The sequence below is a fragment of the Staphylococcus sp. GDB9P120P genome (assembly GCF_017893435.1).
GTDB classification, from domain to species: Bacteria; Bacillota; Bacilli; order Staphylococcales; family Staphylococcaceae; genus Staphylococcus; species Staphylococcus cohnii.
In genome coordinates, this window is the sequence record NZ_JAESNB010000010.1 from 295,756 (window position 1) to 312,735 (window position 16,980).

General features: G+C 34.5%; 14 protein-coding genes. 2 read left to right on the forward strand and 12 right to left on the reverse strand.

Annotated features, from left to right (window positions below):
- Positions 1 to 5 precede the first annotated feature (5 nt).
- From KA856_RS12255 to KA856_RS12300, 10 genes are all read right to left on the reverse strand, one after another.
- On the reverse strand, positions 6 to 392 hold the full coding sequence (locus KA856_RS12255; protein WP_107385934.1) for a Mini-ribonuclease 3: 387 nt from the start codon (positions 390 to 392) through the stop codon (positions 6 to 8).
- A 1-nt stretch (position 393) separates the two neighbouring features.
- Entirely contained in the window at positions 394 to 1,794 is a 1,401-nt protein-coding gene (gene cysS / locus KA856_RS12260; protein ID WP_107385922.1) for a cysteine--tRNA ligase, read from the reverse strand.
- The gene (cysE, locus tag KA856_RS12265) at positions 1,778 to 2,419 is read right to left on the reverse strand and encodes a serine O-acetyltransferase (RefSeq protein ID WP_210138747.1); all 642 of its coding nucleotides are present in this window, start codon (positions 2,417 to 2,419) and stop codon (positions 1,778 to 1,780) included. Before cysE ends, cysS begins: the two co-directional genes overlap by 17 nt.
- 323 nt (positions 2,420 to 2,742) lie before the next feature.
- On the reverse strand, positions 2,743 to 4,197 hold the full coding sequence (gene gltX / locus KA856_RS12270; protein WP_210138743.1) for a glutamate--tRNA ligase: 1,455 nt from the start codon (positions 4,195 to 4,197) through the stop codon (positions 2,743 to 2,745).
- A 440-nt stretch (positions 4,198 to 4,637) separates the two neighbouring features.
- Positions 4,638 to 5,696: a PIN/TRAM domain-containing protein gene (locus KA856_RS12275; RefSeq protein ID WP_181187643.1), complete on the reverse strand. Its 1,059-nt coding sequence runs from the start codon at positions 5,694 to 5,696 to the stop codon at positions 4,638 to 4,640.
- Between the two features lie 74 nt (positions 5,697 to 5,770).
- The gene (gene radA, locus KA856_RS12280) at positions 5,771 to 7,141 is read right to left on the reverse strand and encodes a DNA repair protein RadA (protein ID WP_107385920.1); all 1,371 of its coding nucleotides are present in this window, start codon (positions 7,139 to 7,141) and stop codon (positions 5,771 to 5,773) included.
- A gap of 347 nt (positions 7,142 to 7,488) precedes the next feature.
- Entirely contained in the window at positions 7,489 to 9,951 is a 2,463-nt protein-coding gene (locus tag KA856_RS12285; protein WP_107384975.1) for an ATP-dependent Clp protease ATP-binding subunit, read from the reverse strand.
- Positions 9,952 to 9,962: 11 nt separating this feature from the next.
- Positions 9,963 to 10,973, reverse strand: a complete 1,011-nt coding sequence (locus KA856_RS12290) for a protein arginine kinase (protein WP_181187688.1) — start codon at positions 10,971 to 10,973, stop codon at positions 9,963 to 9,965.
- Positions 10,966 to 11,517 (reverse strand): UvrB/UvrC motif-containing protein, encoded by a 552-nt coding sequence (locus tag KA856_RS12295; RefSeq protein WP_019468587.1) that lies wholly within the window; start codon positions 11,515 to 11,517, stop codon positions 10,966 to 10,968. The genes KA856_RS12290 and KA856_RS12295 overlap by 8 nt, the downstream gene beginning before the upstream one ends.
- A gap of 24 nt (positions 11,518 to 11,541) precedes the next feature.
- Positions 11,542 to 12,003, reverse strand: coding sequence for a CtsR family transcriptional regulator (locus KA856_RS12300; protein ID WP_019468588.1), 462 nt, complete (start codon positions 12,001 to 12,003; stop codon positions 11,542 to 11,544).
- Between the two features lie 156 nt (positions 12,004 to 12,159).
- On the opposite strand from KA856_RS12300, the gene KA856_RS12305 reads away from it, so the two are divergent.
- Positions 12,160 to 13,374, forward strand: coding sequence for a NupC/NupG family nucleoside CNT transporter (locus KA856_RS12305; protein WP_107384973.1), 1,215 nt, complete (start codon positions 12,160 to 12,162; stop codon positions 13,372 to 13,374).
- Positions 13,375 to 13,443: 69 nt separating this feature from the next.
- On the opposite strand, the gene pdxT is transcribed toward KA856_RS12305, so the two are convergent.
- The gene (gene pdxT, locus KA856_RS12310) at positions 13,444 to 14,019 is read right to left on the reverse strand and encodes a pyridoxal 5'-phosphate synthase glutaminase subunit PdxT (RefSeq protein ID WP_107385918.1); all 576 of its coding nucleotides are present in this window, start codon (positions 14,017 to 14,019) and stop codon (positions 13,444 to 13,446) included.
- Between the two features lies 1 nt (position 14,020).
- Positions 14,021 to 14,908 (reverse strand): pyridoxal 5'-phosphate synthase lyase subunit PdxS, encoded by an 888-nt coding sequence (pdxS, locus tag KA856_RS12315; RefSeq protein WP_019468591.1) that lies wholly within the window; start codon positions 14,906 to 14,908, stop codon positions 14,021 to 14,023.
- A gap of 97 nt (positions 14,909 to 15,005) precedes the next feature.
- Between pdxS and pdxR the strand changes: the two genes are divergently transcribed.
- A complete protein-coding gene (gene pdxR, locus KA856_RS12320) occupies positions 15,006 to 16,382 on the forward strand; it encodes a MocR-like pyridoxine biosynthesis transcription factor PdxR (RefSeq protein ID WP_107385917.1) in 1,377 nt (458 codons plus the stop codon).
- Positions 16,383 to 16,980 lie beyond the last annotated feature (598 nt).

The window sequence follows — 16,980 nt, forward strand, 5'->3', positions numbered from 1 at the left end:
TCTCACTACCTTTCATCTACATTTTTTACAATGCATTCAAGCAACGAGGTGAGTCGTTCTTGATTTTTTTCTAGATATAAAAATCCGAGGATTGCTTCTAAACCTGAACTTTTTCGATAGGTTTGAATATCTGTGTTTTTGGCTTTAGTATAACTCTTAGCATTTCTGCCTCGACGCACGATATCTAATTCTTCATCTGTAAACCAGTTACTTTCAAATAAGTACTCAAGTGATTGCGCCTGACTTTTTGCAGAAACATAACGCTTAGCCTCTTGATGTAGACGATTGGGTTTCGCTTTTAACTTCAATATAATGTATTCTCTTACAAATTGATCTAAAACGGCGTCACCCATATATGCTAAAGTTAATGGATTTAACAACTTATTATTCATGTTACCCACGTTTGAATCTCACACCTTGTGGCGTATCTTCTAAAATAATATTTTGTTCTTTTAACTGGTCACGAATTTCGTCTGCACGTGCAAAATCTTTATTTTTTCGTGCATGATTTCGTTCTTCAATGAGCGCTTCGACATCTTCGTCTAATAATTCATCACTGTTTGATGCTTTTAAAGGAACACCTAAAACATCACTGAAAATTTGATAAACTTCTTTAAAACGTGCAATCACTTTGGTAGATGTCGTATTTTCCAAGACATATTTATTCGCTAGTTTTGATAAATCATACCAAGCTGTGATGGCATTAGCAGTATTGAAATCATCATTCATAACTGTTTCAAACTGATCTAATATTTGATTGATTTCATCAATATATTGGTCTTGCGCTTCAATATTAGTTGCAATTGCTTCTCGCTCTTCAAGGGATTGATAACTATTACGAATACGTTCTAATCCACTTTTAGCTGCCCCAACAAGCTCCATGTTATAGTTAATCGGGCTTCTATAATGTACACTAATCATAAAAAAGCGTAAGACATCTGGATCGATTTCTTTAATAATGTCATGCACTAAGACAAAATTGCCCAATGACTTACTCATTTTTTCATTATCTATGTTGATGAAACCATTATGCATCCAATAATTTGCGAATGGCGCATGGTTATGTGCTTCTGATTGAGCAATTTCATTTTCATGGTGTGGAAATTGTAAGTCTGTACCACCCGCATGAATATCAATTGTTGCCCCTAGCTCGTGATAAGCCATCACTGAACATTCAATATGCCAGCCTGGTCTACCTTTGCCAAATGGACTATCCCAACTAATTTCATCTGGTTTCGCCTGTTTCCATAATGTAAAATCGAGTGCATCTTCTTTTTGTTCCCCTTGCTCAATACGTGCACCTACTTTTAAATCATTCAACGATTGATGGCTTAATTTACCATAATCTTCAAATTTACGTGTTCTGAAATAAACATCGCCACCACTTTCATAAGCGTATCCTTCTTCTATAAGTTCTTCTATAAACTTAATAATATCGTCCATATGATTCATGACTCTTGGATTTGAAGTCGCTTTTTTGACATTTAATGCGCCCACATCTTCATAAAATGCATCGATATAGCGGTTAGCTATTGTATTTACTGGTTCATTTAATTCTTTGGAGCGTTTTATTAATTTATCATCTACGTCCGTAAAGTTTGAAACATAAATCACTTCATAGCCTTGGTACTCAAGATATCTTCTAACAACATCATAGTTAATTGCAGGTCTTGCGTTCCCAATATGAATGTAATTATATACAGTTGGTCCACAAACATACATCTTAACCTTACCTGGTTCTATTGACTTAAACGTTTCTTTTTGACGTGTAAGTGTATTATATAATGTAATCATCTTGAATCTCTCCATTTCTTGTTTTCTCAAGTTGTTTCTCTAATTGTTTTAATTGCTCATAAATAGGGTCAGGTAAATTACGATGGTCAAATGTTTTACCGATTCTTCTTCCGTCTTGTTTTACAATATGTCCTGGTATGCCGACTACTGTAGAATAGCTAGGCACCGAGTTCAACACTACGGAATTCGCGCCAATATTAACATTTGAATTAATTTTAATATTACCAAGTACTTTTGCTCCCGCTGCAATTAGTACATTGTCTCCAATATCAGGATGACGCTTTCCTTTTTCTTTACCTGTTCCACCTAAAGTAACACCTTGATAAATAGTAACATTATCACCAATCCTACATGTTTCACCTATCACTACGCCCATACCGTGATCAATAAATAAACGCTTGCCAATTTGAGCGCCTGGATGTATTTCTATCCCTGTAAAGAAGCGTGTAATTTGAGAAATCAATCTTGCTAATACATATTTTTTCTTTTTATATAAAGCATTTGCAATTAAATGACTCCACACTGCATGTACTCCGGCATAAGATGTAACCACTTCTAATGTCGTACGTGCTGCTGGGTCTTGCTCAAACACCATATTTACATCATCTTTGATTCTTTTCAAAATTTCAAACAAGGTTGCGACCTCCTTATTAAAAAAGCACCTCCAACATCATATTGTTAGAGGTGCTTTGCACGGTTCCACTCTTTTTTAATAAGCTGATTCCTCAATCACGTAGTAATACAACTTATATTGACTCATTTACATTATTTAATTCTTCAAACTAAAGGTGCATTCAACAATGTTTGTGTTGTGCTCACAGCGACCGCACACTCTCTTGACACATACCATTGCATACTAATCCTTTAGCCAATTCACATATTATAATAGTTGGTAAATTGTAATTTTTCAAGTGTTATACCTTTAAGCCTTTTTATTCACACTATGCATTAAACGTATTTTTTTAAGCGGTTCAACACTTTGTCTTTACCTAAAACTTCAATTGTATTTGGTAGCTCTGGTCCATGCATTTGTCCAGTTACAGCTACACGTATCGGCATAAACAATTGTTTACCTTTGATGCCTGTTTCTTTTTGAACTTCTTTAATTGTCTTTTTAATTTCAGCAGCTTCAAAAGGTTCTAAAGCTTCTAATTTGCCATATAAATGGTTCATAAGTTCAGGAACTTGTTCACCATCAATAACTTCTTGCTCATCTTCACCTAATGTTTGTTCATCTCTGAAGAAAATTTCAGATAACGGAACAATTTCGCCAGCATAACTCATTTCTTTCTGATAAAGTGCAATAAGTTTACGACCCCATGCTTTATCTTCTTCAGAAGGGTTTTCAGGTAATAATTCCGCTTTAACTAAATGTGGGAAAGCAAGTTCAAATACTGTTTCAGTATCTTTTTGCTTCATATATTGGTTGTTAATCCAAGCTAATTTTTGTTTATCAAAAAATGCAGGTGATTTAGATAAACGTTTTTCGTCGAAGATTTTGATGAACTCTTCTTTAGAATAGATTTCATCTTCACCTTCAGGAGACCAACCTAACAATGTAATAAAGTTAAATAATGCTTCAGGTAAGTAACCTAAATCTCTATACTGTTCAATAAATTGAAGTATTTGGCCATCACGTTTACTTAATTTTTTGCGTTCTTCATTTACAATCAATGACATATGCGCAAATCTTGGTGGTTCCCAACCAAATGTGTCATAAATCATTAATTGTTTTGGTGTATTAGAGATATGGTCGTCACCACGTATAACGTCTGAAATTTCCATGTAATGATCATCAACAGCTACGGCAAAGTTATATGTTGGTATACCGTCTTTTTTGACAATTACCCAATCTCCCATATTGTTTGAGTCAAATGAAATTTCACCTTTAACCATATCATCGAATTTATAAGATGTATCTTTTGGAACACGAAAACGAATAGATGGTTTACGTCCTTCGGCTTCAAATTGTTGGCGCTCTTCCTCAGTTAAATGTGCATGTTTCCCACCATAACGTGACATTTCACCACGCGCAATTTGTTGTTCACGTTCTGCTTCTAACTCTTCTTCTGTCATATAACATTTATATGCTTTATCTTCATCTAATAATTGTTGGATAAGTGGATTATATATTTCAGCGCGTTCTGACTGACGGTAAGGACCATAACCTTTATCTTTATCTACTGATTCGTCCCAATCAATACCTAACCATTTTAGGTTATCGAATTGTGATGATTCTCCGTCTTCTAAATTACGTTTGCTATCCGTATCTTCTATACGTATTACAAAATCTCCATCATAATGTTTAGCAAATAAATAGTTAAATAATGCAGTTCTTGCATTACCAATATGCAAATAGCCTGTTGGACTTGGTGCATATCTAACTCTTACACGATTACTCATTATGTTCACTCCTGTTTAAAATTTTTACGATTTAATTTTATTTTTTTCATCTTAACTGTGTTTACCCATAAAATACACAACGCTTATGTCAACACGACTCCAATGAAGTTCATATTAAAAAATAATGTTTCAGCATTTAAAGTATATTGCTTGTTCGCTTACTTATAATATCATAGCTCATCATTTTTTAAAGCATTACTATATTAAAATCAAACATTTCTTTGTTTTTAAATTCAACAGTATAATTCTAAATATAGTAATACAATTTCGCTATCTATTGTAGCACTTTAAAGCTGATTATGATATTACCGCGCTTAAATTTAACTGTTTATATAAGAATTCTTTTACATCTTCTCTATTTAGTGTTTTACGCTAAAAAAGGTTTCATGTGAAACTGTAACTGTTGTTGCTACATTTCAAATGAAACCTTCACTTCAATTTCAATATATTTTTTTCGCAAAAATAATGCGTCCAGAAGATGTTTGTAATAAACTGACGACTTCTAAATCAACGTGCTCACCAATATGTTTTTTAGCATTATCTACGACAACCATTGTACCATCCTCTAAGTAACCCACTGCTTGTCCGGCTTCTTTGCCCATCTTAGTTAACAATAAGTTAAGTCGATCACCTTGGTGAACCGTTGGCTTAATGGCTTCTGATAAATCATTGACATTTAGTACTTGAATCCCCTGTATATGACAAACTTTATTTAAATTAAAATCTGTAGTTATAATTTGAGCTCTATAATGGAGCGCTAGTTTAATTAACATTGCATCTATATCACTGTGTGATTTTGTAGGTTGTATGATACGTGTAGGGTGTTGTGCATCATGTAATGCATTTAGCATATCTAAGCCTCTTTGCCCTTTTTCTCTCTTCACACTATCGTTCGCATCTGCAATGACTTGCAGTTCATTAATCACACCTTGCGGAATTAGGATTTCTCCATCTACAAAACCACATTCTAAAACATCTAGAATACGTCCATCTATAATTGCACTCGTATCAATCACTTTTGGCATCGCATTTCGTGTGTTCATAGCCATAGAACGCGTCATGTTTTCTGGCAAAAACAAAAGCATTTCATCACGCTTACGTAAACCAAATAGAAAACCTAAATATCCCAATATGATTGTAACAATGATTGGTACAAAATGATTTAACACATTGTTGCCAATAATTTGGAAAATAAATGATATCATTACGGAAATAAGCAACCCTATAATGAGTCCAATTGTGGCAAACAATATTTCTATCGCACTTTGACGCATAATCATTTGTTCTAGATCTTTCATTGCTAAAGTTACCTTTTTAATAAACCATCCAAAGATTACAAAAAATAGTATAATCCCTAATAGCCCATTGAAATAATTATTTGTAAGTAGCATGAAATGACTCAAACCAGCATCTGCAATAATTTCTGGAATAAGATACACGCCTAAACTTGCACCCAGTATAATATAGCACAAGATTACAATGAGTCTTATCATGTTCAAATGCTAACGCTCCTTTCGCATGAAAGCTATTTTGATTACATGAGCCATGTAATCATTTAAATATATGTTGTTGATTAATGTTTTGTTAAGGCATATTTTAATGCCTCGTGCACATTTGTCACACCAATGACTTTGATATTGCTAGGAAATCCCCAGCCCCCAATATTAGATTCAGGAATAATAATGCGTTTAAAACCTAGTTTTTCCGCTTCTTGTACACGTTGTTCAATGCGAGAAACACGTCTCACTTCTCCGGTTAAACCAACCTCACCAATAAAACAATCTAATCCATCTACAGTTAAATCTTTAAAACTTGAGGCTGTAGCAACAATGATTCCTAAATCGACAGCAGGTTCTGTTAATCTTACGCCACCAGCTACTTTAATATAAGCATCTTGTTGTTGCAGTAAATAATTCTCTTTTTTCTCTAATACAGCCATCAACAAACTTAAACGATTGTGATCTATTCCTGTAGCCATACGTCTAGGGTTATTAAAGGTTGTTGGTGTTACTAAGGCTTGAACTTCAATTAATAATGGTCTTGTACCTTCCATCGTAGACACGATTGTTGAACCTGGAACATTCGTAGAACGCTCTTCTAAAAACATTTCTGAAGGGTTTTTAACACCTTTTAATCCACTCTGCTTCATTTCAAAAATACCCATTTCATTCGTAGAGCCAAAACGGTTTTTCACCGCTCTTAAAATACGATAAGCATGATGCTCATCACCTTCAAAATAAAGTACCGTATCTACCATATGTTCTAACAGACGAGGCCCTGCAATCTGACCTTCTTTCGTTACATGACCAACAATAAAAGTGGCAATATTTAGTTGTTTAGCTATATTCATCAAGCTCTGTGTACTCTCCCTCACCTGAGATACCGAACCGGGCGCAGAGCTGATTTCAGGGTGGAAAATGGTCTGTATAGAATCTACAACAAGCAAATCAGGCTTCAATTGTTTAACTGTCTCATGTATCACTTCTAAATCTGTTTCTGCAAATACATTTAAATTACTTGAGTCTTCATCTAATCGATCCGCTCTTAATTTTGTTTGGTTTAATGATTCTTCACCAGTTATATATAAAACATTTTTATCTTGTGATAATGCAGCACATATTTGTAACAATAGTGTTGATTTACCGATACCTGGATCGCCACCAATTAATACAAGCGAACCATTTACAACCCCGCCACCAAGCACTCGATTAAATTCTGCTGAATTCGTTTTAATACGTGGTGTTGTCTCATGCTTAATATCATTTAACTTCTGTACTTTGGCAGTATTTTCGCGACTACGTACACCATGTTTTGGGCTTGTCGTTTTCTGTTCTATTATTTCTTCCATTTGATTCCATCCACCACAGTTAGGACATTTCCCCATCCATTTAGGCGACTGGTAACCACATGCCATACATTCAAAAACCACTTTCTTTTTGGCCAAAACTGCACCTCCATCTTTATTGAACAAATCTATTTTATACCTATGTTTATGTAAAAACAAATTTTATTTACAAATGATTTATTTTGATATTTTATATGCTAAATAAATAGCTTTATATTGTAATATACAAATGAATATATTGCAAAAATCTATTTTTTTAAAATAACACTATTATGTCTATAGCACCATCAAAAAGATATACTTTCTTGATATTCAAATTAGATACAAGTTAACATCATATTTCTTCATCATACTGTATCACATTTGCTTAATAAAAAAAGCGTTTCTCAAGCTATATATAAATACTTGAGAAACGCGTTGGCACTATTACCTATATTTATCTAATTTTATGATTCAGAAGTTTCTTTTTCTTTTTTATCTTCTGTTCTATCTTTAATATCATATTTATATTCTTTACCGTCATGATCGATATAGACATTTTTACCTTCGATTTGGTTACCATCTAAGATTAACTCACTCAAGTTATCTTCAATTGTTTTTTGAATTTCTCGAATCAGTGGTCTAGCACCATACTCTGGGTCATATCCTTCTTTAGCGATGCGTTCTTTAGCTGCATCAGACACGATAATGTCGATATCTTGTTCTGATAAACGATCTGTAAGTTTATTTACCATCATTGTCACAATTTCTTTCAATTCATCTTGAGAAAGTTTGTGGAATACAATGATGTCATCTACACGGTTTAAGAATTCTGGACGGAAAGCATTTTTCAATTCTTTCATCATTGTCTTACGGATTGATTCATAATCTTGTCCTTCAGATGCGCCGCCAAATCCTGCAAAACGTTGATCTTGTAATTCTTGGGCACCAACGTTAGATGTCATAATAATCACAGTATTACGGAAGTCTACTTGACGACCTTTTGTATCTGTTAGATGTCCGTCATCTAATACTTGTAACAAGATATTAAATACATCAGGGTGCGCTTTTTCGATTTCATCAAATAATATAACTGAATATGGTTTACGTCTTACTTTTTCAGTTAATTGACCGCCATCATCATGACCAACATAGCCTGGAGGCGCTCCTACTAAACGGCTGACAGCATGTTTTTCCATGAACTCACTCATGTCTACACGAATCATTGCATCATCTTCACCAAACATTGTTTCTGCTAATGCACGTGCTAATTCTGTTTTACCGACACCTGTAGGGCCTAAGAAGATAAAGCTACCAATTGGTCTTTTAGGATCTTTTAATCCAGCTCTTGCACGTCTCACTGCTTTACTGATTGATGTCACTGCTTCTTTTTGACCAATAACACGTTTATGCAACGTATCTTCCAAGTTAAGCAAGCGATCAGATTCTGTTTCATTAATTTTTGTTAATGGAATGCCAGTCCAACCAGCGATAACTTCACCAATATCTTCTTCAGATAAGGATGTGTTCGCGCCGTTTTGGCTATTTTTCCAATTATTGTTTGCTTCTTCGTATTGTTTTTCTAATTTAGTTTGTTTATCACGTAAATTAGCTGCATTTTCAAATTCTTGTGCATGTACAGCTGCATCTTTTTCATTTTTCACTTGTTCAATTTCTTGTTCCAACTCTTTTAAGTTTGGTGGTGTTGTATGGCTTTTTAGTCTTACTTTTGAACTTGCTTCATCAATTAAGTCGATGGCTTTATCTGGTAAGAAACGATCAGATACATAGCGATGACTTAATTTCGCTGCTGATTCTAAAGCTTCATCAGAAATGTTAATGCGATGATGTGCTTCATAACGATCACGTAAACCTTTTAAGATTTCAATTGTATCTTCAACAGTTGGTTCATCTACTTGAACAGGTTGGAAACGACGTTCTAACGCTGCATCTTTTTCAATATTTTTACGGTATTCATCTAGTGTAGTCGCACCGATACATTGTAGTTCGCCACGTGCCAATGCTGGTTTTAAGATATTTGATGCATCGATAGCACCTTCTGCACCACCAGCACCTACTAATGTGTGTAGCTCATCAATGAAAAGAATGACGTTACCTGCTTGGTGAATTTCTTCCATAACTTTTTTCAAGCGTTCTTCAAATTCACCACGATATTTCGTACCAGCAACGACTGTTCCCATATCTAATGACATCACACGTTTACCTTTAAGTGTTTCAGGTACTTCATTATTAACAATTGCAAGTGCTAAACCTTCAGCAATTGCTGTTTTACCGACACCTGGTTCCCCAATTAATACTGGGTTGTTCTTAGTACGTCTGCTCAATACTTCAATCACACGCGTGATTTCTTTATCTCTGCCAATGACAGGATCTAGTGTGCCATCATTAGCAATTACTGTTAAATCACGTGCAAGGCTATCTAACGTTGGCGTATTATTGGATTTATTTGCCTGTGCATTTTTATTACTCATTTCAGGACTTCCTAAAGCTTTCACTACTTGAGCGCGTGCTTTAGTAATGTTTAAGTCTAAATTAGCAAAAACACGTGCAGCCACGCCTTCATTTTCTCTAATTAAGCCGAGTAATATATGCTCTGTGCCGACGAAGTTATGGTGTAATTTTCTTGCTTCATCCATTGATAACTCAATAACTTTTTTAGCACGAGGTGTGTAATGTAACGCACCCATTTGTTCTTGACCGTGGCCAATTAATTTTTCAACTTCTGTTACTACTTTTTCTTCAGTAATATCAAAAGATTCCAACACTTTTGCTGCAATACCTTCTGGTTCTTTCATTAAACCTAAAAGTAAATGTTCTGTTCCTATATTTGAATGATTTAAGCGAATTGCTTCTTCTTGAGCATGTGCCAATACACGTTGTGCACGTTCTGTCAGTCTACCAAATAACATAGCATGACCTCCTAATTTATATGTTCTCTTAATATATCTGCTCTTTTTTCGTTAACTGTTCTATCATCTTCATCATCTAATAAGAATGGCGATTGAATTGCAACCATCAACTCATTAAATTTGAAGTCTTCTAAATCAATATAGTCTAAGTCTATACCTAATTTTACTTCACTTAATCTAAATGATGCTTCTTCCATAGATATTAGTCTACTATATTTTAAGATACCTAACGAACGATATACTCTATCTAAAGTATCAATTTTATTATGCTTGCTTAGTCGTTCGCGAATTTGCATCTCTTCATTAATAATTTGTTGTACTACTTCAGTTAAACTTTCAATAATTTCTTCTTCTGTTTTTCCAAGTGTCAGTTGATTGGAAATTTGATAAATGTGACCGTATACTTGAGAACCTTCACCATAGATACCTCTTATCGTGAATCCAAAACGATTTATCGTTTGAGCGATTCTATTCATCCGCTTCATAATCGTAAGTCCAGGTAAATGTAACATTACGCTTGCTCTCATACCAGTACCAATATTCGTCGGACAGGTAGTTAAATAACCAAGTGTTTCATCAAAACTCACATCTAATTCACTGTCTAGTGTGTCATCCAATGCAGAGGCTCTTTCGTATAATGTTTGTAATGATAAATCATTACCCATGGCTTGAATTCGTATATGATCTTCTTCATTAACCATAATGCTTAAAGATTCATCTTCATTTAAAAGTACTGCAGCAGCAGGTCTCTTTATTAACTCGGGACTTATAAGATGTTTCGCTACAAGTTTATATTTGCTCTGTTGATCCATCGTGTCTAATCTCTGTATAAACATGTTAGGAAGCGCATCTTGAACTTCATTTATCACTCTATTTCCATCTTGTTCTGATGCAAACATCAAAGGGTGTACATGATTTTCTAAATTTCTGGCCAAACGCAATCTCGAAGACATTACGATTGGACTTTCTGCTTCGTCTCTCATCCACTCACTAATGTGAGTGCTGATATCATTTTTACTCATCATGTTTCACCTCGCTGTCTTCTTTCAATGCTTTAATTTCATCTCTAACAACTGCAGCTTCTTCAAAATTTTGTTCTTCAATCAACTGATTTAAATAAGACGTTTTCTCTTCTATTTGTTTTTTTAAAGCTAACTTTCTATGTGAAGAGCGCGGTGTTTTTCCAGTGTGTTCGATTTGACCACCTTGTACACGTCGTACAATATCGACAATGTCATCTTTAAAAGTTGCGTAGCAGTCTGCACAACCAAATTTACCAACATGCGCAATATCTTTTAATGTCATTTGACAAGTAGGACATCTCTTCTCTTCTTTAAATGCAATTTCATCGAAATCAATACCGTGTTTCGCTGCTAAATGTTGTAATATTTGTTTTACAACAAACGCACCTTCAATGTCATCTTGTGACTGCATTTGTTGGTTTTGAGTCCACGGGTTACCGCCTTGCGCGCATGTAGCACAAACCCATTTTTCATGTACACCGTCTTGTCCTTTAACTGCTAACTTTACCTCTGCTTCATTTAAATGACAATTTTCGCACAGCACGACTAAACACCTCTCTTAATTTCTTTAATAATAATTTATTACATGTAATATTCGTTTCACTATATTAGCACGTATAATATCTCTTGATAATACATCCATTTTCAAAGTTTCTCTATCGATTACAGCGTAAATCATTTTTGCTTCGCGTTCACTAATATAAGCTTTATCTAACAAACCATCTATGATGTAATATGCTTGCTGTTGTGAAATAGATGGTCCGATGAGTTGAAGTAAATGATTAATATAACCTGTTTCATCTTTGTTTTCAATTTTAGTGATTCGAATATAACCACCGCCACCTCTTTTACTTTCTATTTCATAACCATGTTCATTTGTAAAACGTGTTTTGATCACATAGTTTAGTTGAGAAGGCACACAGTCAAATCGCTGTGCAATATTGGCACGTTGAATTTCAACAACGTCTTCATTGGTGTCTTCAAATAATTTTTTAATGTACTGTTCTATGATGTCGGACATGTTATGCATGATTATCACCTCTTTTGACCTTCTTTGACTATATTATATGACCAACTTTGACCTTTTTCAACCAATATGTTTTAAATTTTTTCGTTTTTAGATGTAAGTAAGCGCTTGTTTATTGTATTATAGGAATTAAGAAAAAATTTAAAGGGATGAATTATTATGCATATTATTATCGGTTTAATTGGTATAGCTGTGTTTCTTGGGTTAGCTTTCCTCTTTAGTTCTGACAGAAAAAATATTCGCTGGCAATACATCGGCTTATTACTTGTAATACAACTTGTATTTGCGTTTATATTATTAAAAACAAAATTTGGTATTACGGTCATTGGTGGCATTTCAGATGGCTTTAATTATTTATTAGCTAAAGCTGCTGAAGGTGTCAATTTTGTATTTGGTGGATTTGAATTTGTAGATCCTGAAAATCCACCGTTCTTCTTCAATGTATTATTACCAATCGTTTTTATTTCAGCATTAATTGGTATCTTACAATACACAAAAATATTACCGTTCATTATTAATTATTTAGGTTTAGCTATTTCTAAAGTAAACGGAATGGGTCGCTTGGAATCATATAATGCGGTGGCAGCGGCAATTTTGGGACAATCAGAAGTTTTCATTTCACTCAAAAAAGAATTAGCACTTATCCCTAAACAACGTCTTTATACATTAACTGCTTCCGCGATGTCTACAGTATCGGCTTCTATTATAGGGGCTTATTTCACATTAATTGAACCCAGATATGTAGTTACAGCTGTAGTATTAAACTTATTTGGTGGGTTTATCATTGCTTCTATTATCAATCCATATAAGGTAGATGCAAAAGAAGATAAATTAATTGTTGAAGAAAGTGAAACAGAAAAACAATCCTTCTTCGAAATGTTAGGGGAATATATTTTAGATGGGTTTAAAGTTGCTGTAATTGTAGGTGCGATGCTTATCGGTTATATAGCAATTATCGCTTTGTTAAACGGTGTTGTGAGTGCAATTTTCACTGCAGTTTCTGGTGGAAGTATTACATGGGATTTCCAAACTTTGATTGGATTTATATTTGCACCATTAGCATTTTTAATTGGAGTACCTTGGGACGATGCTGTTCAAGCTGGCTCGATTATGGCAACAAAATTACTATCTAATGAATTTGTCGCTATGCAAAGTTTAAATGAAGTTAAAAATATCAGTGACCACGCTAAAGGTGTAATCTCCGTATTTGTTGTTTCTTTTGCTAACTTTAGTTCTATTGGTATTATTTCCGGCGCAATCAAATCACTTAACAATGAAAAAGGTGATATGGTAGCGCGCTTTGGTTTGAAACTTTTATTTGGTGCAACACTTGTATCATTTATTTCTGCAGCAATTGCAGGTTTCTTTATCTAATTAAATTGACAAAAAGAAAAAAACAGGTCAATCCATTTTGGAATTGACCTGTTTTTTTCTTGCGCTGTATTAAACTTTCTCAATTGTCGTAGGTGTTACAATATGTTCAATGAAATATTGCGTTACGCGATAATCTTCTGTTAATTCTGGATGGAAAGATACACCTAAATAACGGCCTTCTTGAACTGCTACAATTTTCTCACTAACTGTGCTCAATATCGTAGCATTCCCATGTACTTCTACAATATGTGGTGCCCTGATAAACACACCTTCTATATCTTCTGCTATACCAGTAATATTTAAATGACTTTCAAAACTATCCACTTGTCTTCCAAACGAATTTCGTTGAACCGTAATATCTAATTTATTGAGATATCCTTCTTCTCCAACAATATCCTTTGCCATAACTATAAGACCTGCACAAGTCCCGAACATAGGTAATTTAGATTGTTGTAATGCTTCTTTAAACCCATATAAATTCATTAAACGGCGTAACGTTGTCGATTCACCACCTGGTAGTATAAGACCATCAATTTCGTCTAATTGTTCCACATGTTTAATGGCAATACCTTCGTGGCCACTTAATTCAATATGCTTCAAATGTTCTCTCACAGCACCCTGTAAAGCTAAAACACCTATTTTCATATTACCAACCACGCTCTTGCATACGTTCTTCTAGTGATAAATCATTAATGTCTAAACCTTTCATTGCTGTTCCCAACTCTTTAGCTAATCTACCAATCAATTCGTAATCTTGATAATGTGTCGTAGCCTGTACAATTGCTTTTGCAAATTTTTCAGGATCTTCTGATTTAAAAATACCAGAACCAACAAATACGCCATCTGCACCTAATTCCATCATCAAAGCAGCATCTTGTGGTGTTGCTACACCACCCGCTGCAAAATTCACAACTGGCAACTTGCCATTTTCTTTAATTGATTTTAATACATCAAAAGGTGCGCCTATATTTTTAGCTTCCGTCATAATTTCATCATCATTCATTACTGTTATACGGCTTACTTCAGCATTAACTTGTCTAATATGTCTGACAGCTTCAACAATATTACCAGTACCAGGTTCGCCTTTTGTACGTAGCATTGCCGCTCCTTCGCCTATACGACGCGCTGCTTCACCTAAATTACGACAACCACAAACAAATGGTACTGTAAAAGTATCTTTGCGTAAGTGGAACTCTTCATCAGCAGGCGTTAAAACTTCTGATTCATCAATATAGTCAACACCCATTGCTTCTAGTACACGTGCTTCTGTTATATGACCAATACGTCCTTTTGCCATTACAGGTATAGAAACAGCATTCATTACTTCTTCAACGATTTTAGGATTGGCCATTCTAGCAACGCCACCAGCCGCTCTAATATCTGAAGGAACACGTTCTAATGCCATTACAGCAACTGCTCCTGCCTCTTCTGCAATCTTCGCTTGTTCAGCATTGACAACGTCCATAATAACGCCGCCCTTTTGCATTTCAGCCATTCCTCTTTTAACTCTTTCTGATCCAGTAAATTTAGACATTTTATTTACCCCTTTACTTAGTTGATTAAATTCATTTTAAAAGATAAACTGGTATTTAAAAAGGTACACTTTTGAAATAATTTAGGGGGTCAGTTTATTGTCTAAAAATCATCTTTATATCAATTTATACGAAAATTTAAAACAACAAATTATTGAAGGACAATATAAGTCTGAAGATAAATTTCCGTCTAAACGTGTGTTAGGACAACATTTATCTGTAAGTAACACAACAATAGAACATGCATATCAGCTATTATTAGATGAAGGGTATATTTATTCTAAACCGCGTTCGGGTTATTTTGTTTCAGATATAGAAACGCTTCCAATTGTCACAAGAAAACCAGATCAATTCTATATTCATAATCACTCAAAAAATAATCATGATGCAGTACAGTCAGACCATTCATTAGCATTTAATTTATCTGAAATTGATGCTGAATATTTTCCTATGAAACAATTTAGAAAATATGCAAAAGATGCATTTGAAGATGAAGAAATTGATTTACTACAACATGCTAATTTAAAGGGCGAAATTTCATTAAGACAAGAAATTGCGCATTACTTATTTAATAGCCGTGGCGTTAACTGCCGACCTGAACAAATTATCATTGGATCTTCAACAGAGCAGCTTATAAACCTTTTAACTGACATTTTAAATGATGGTCGGTTTTTAATAGAAAATCCTAGCTACCCACCTATTAAGCAAGTATTAGATAAAAAGCAAATTGCTTATCTTCAAGTACCAGTAAATAGTACAGGAATAGAAATAGATTGCTTTCAGAAATCAAATAATAATATCGCATATGTCACGCCATCGCACCAATTTCCAACAGGTTATGTCATGAGTTTAAAAAAAAGAACCCAACTTATCACTTGGGCACAACAAAGCACTGATAGATATATCATTGAAGATGATTATGATTCTGAATTTCGCTACTTCGGCAAACCCATTCCTGCTTTACAAAGTCTTGATACTAAAGACAAAGTAATATATATTAGTACCTTTTCCAAATCTTTATTTCCAAGCTGTCGAATTGCATATTTAGTTTTACCAAATAATTTACTATCAAAATATGACAAGTTAGAAAACAAAGAAGGAAATACAGTACCTGCGCATACACAAAAAATAGTTTCACACTTCATGAAATCAGGTAGTTTTGAAAGACATCTCAATAAAATGAGAAATGTATATCGTCATAAATTAACAACAATTTTAAATGCATTAGCTCCCTATCAATCACAATTAACAATAGATGGTGCTTTAGCGGGTATGCATTTTACACTCACTGTTAAAAATCATTTGACTATGAAGCAATGCTTAGAACGTGCAAAGGCAAATGATTTAAAAATAATACCCTTTAATAAATATGATAGTGAGCAAAGCACAGTTAAATTCATACTAGGCTTCGGTGGCATCCCAATATCACAACTCAAAGCACATACAGACGCACTGATTAAATCATTAACGGTCTAGTATGAATTTCTTTGCTAGATTTCCTACTGGCTAAAATTCAGAATAGTAAAGTACCACTCTCAATTTATTGAGCTAGTGGTACTTATGCATGTGTATCAACTCAATGTTACAGTTCTTCGAACTGGAAGTTAAGCTCCTTTTAATACAAAAAAAGAGACCTCTCGGTCTCGGCTCATCGCATCCTATTTAATTGCCTGGCAACGTCCTACTCTTGCGGAACGTAAGTCAGCTACCTTCGGCGCTAAGGATCTTTCCTGACTTTAGACAAGCGCTCGCATCTTTTCTCAGTTTCACGCTTTCCTCACTCACTTACCACTTGTAAGCTCGTTTCGTCTTTCGCTCACTTCGTCAGCTTCAAGCGCTTTCTTTTGTCAGTTTGCAGTTCTTCGAACTGGAAGTTAAGCTCCTTTTAATACAAAAAAAGAGACCTCTCGGTCTCGGCTCATCGCATCCTATTTAATTGCCTGGCAACGTCCTACTCTTGCGGAACGTAAGTCCGACTACCATCGGCGCAAAGGAACATTAATGACTTTAGACAACATCTCTACATCTTTTAACATATTAACGCATTACACACTCACTAACAACTTGTTAGCTA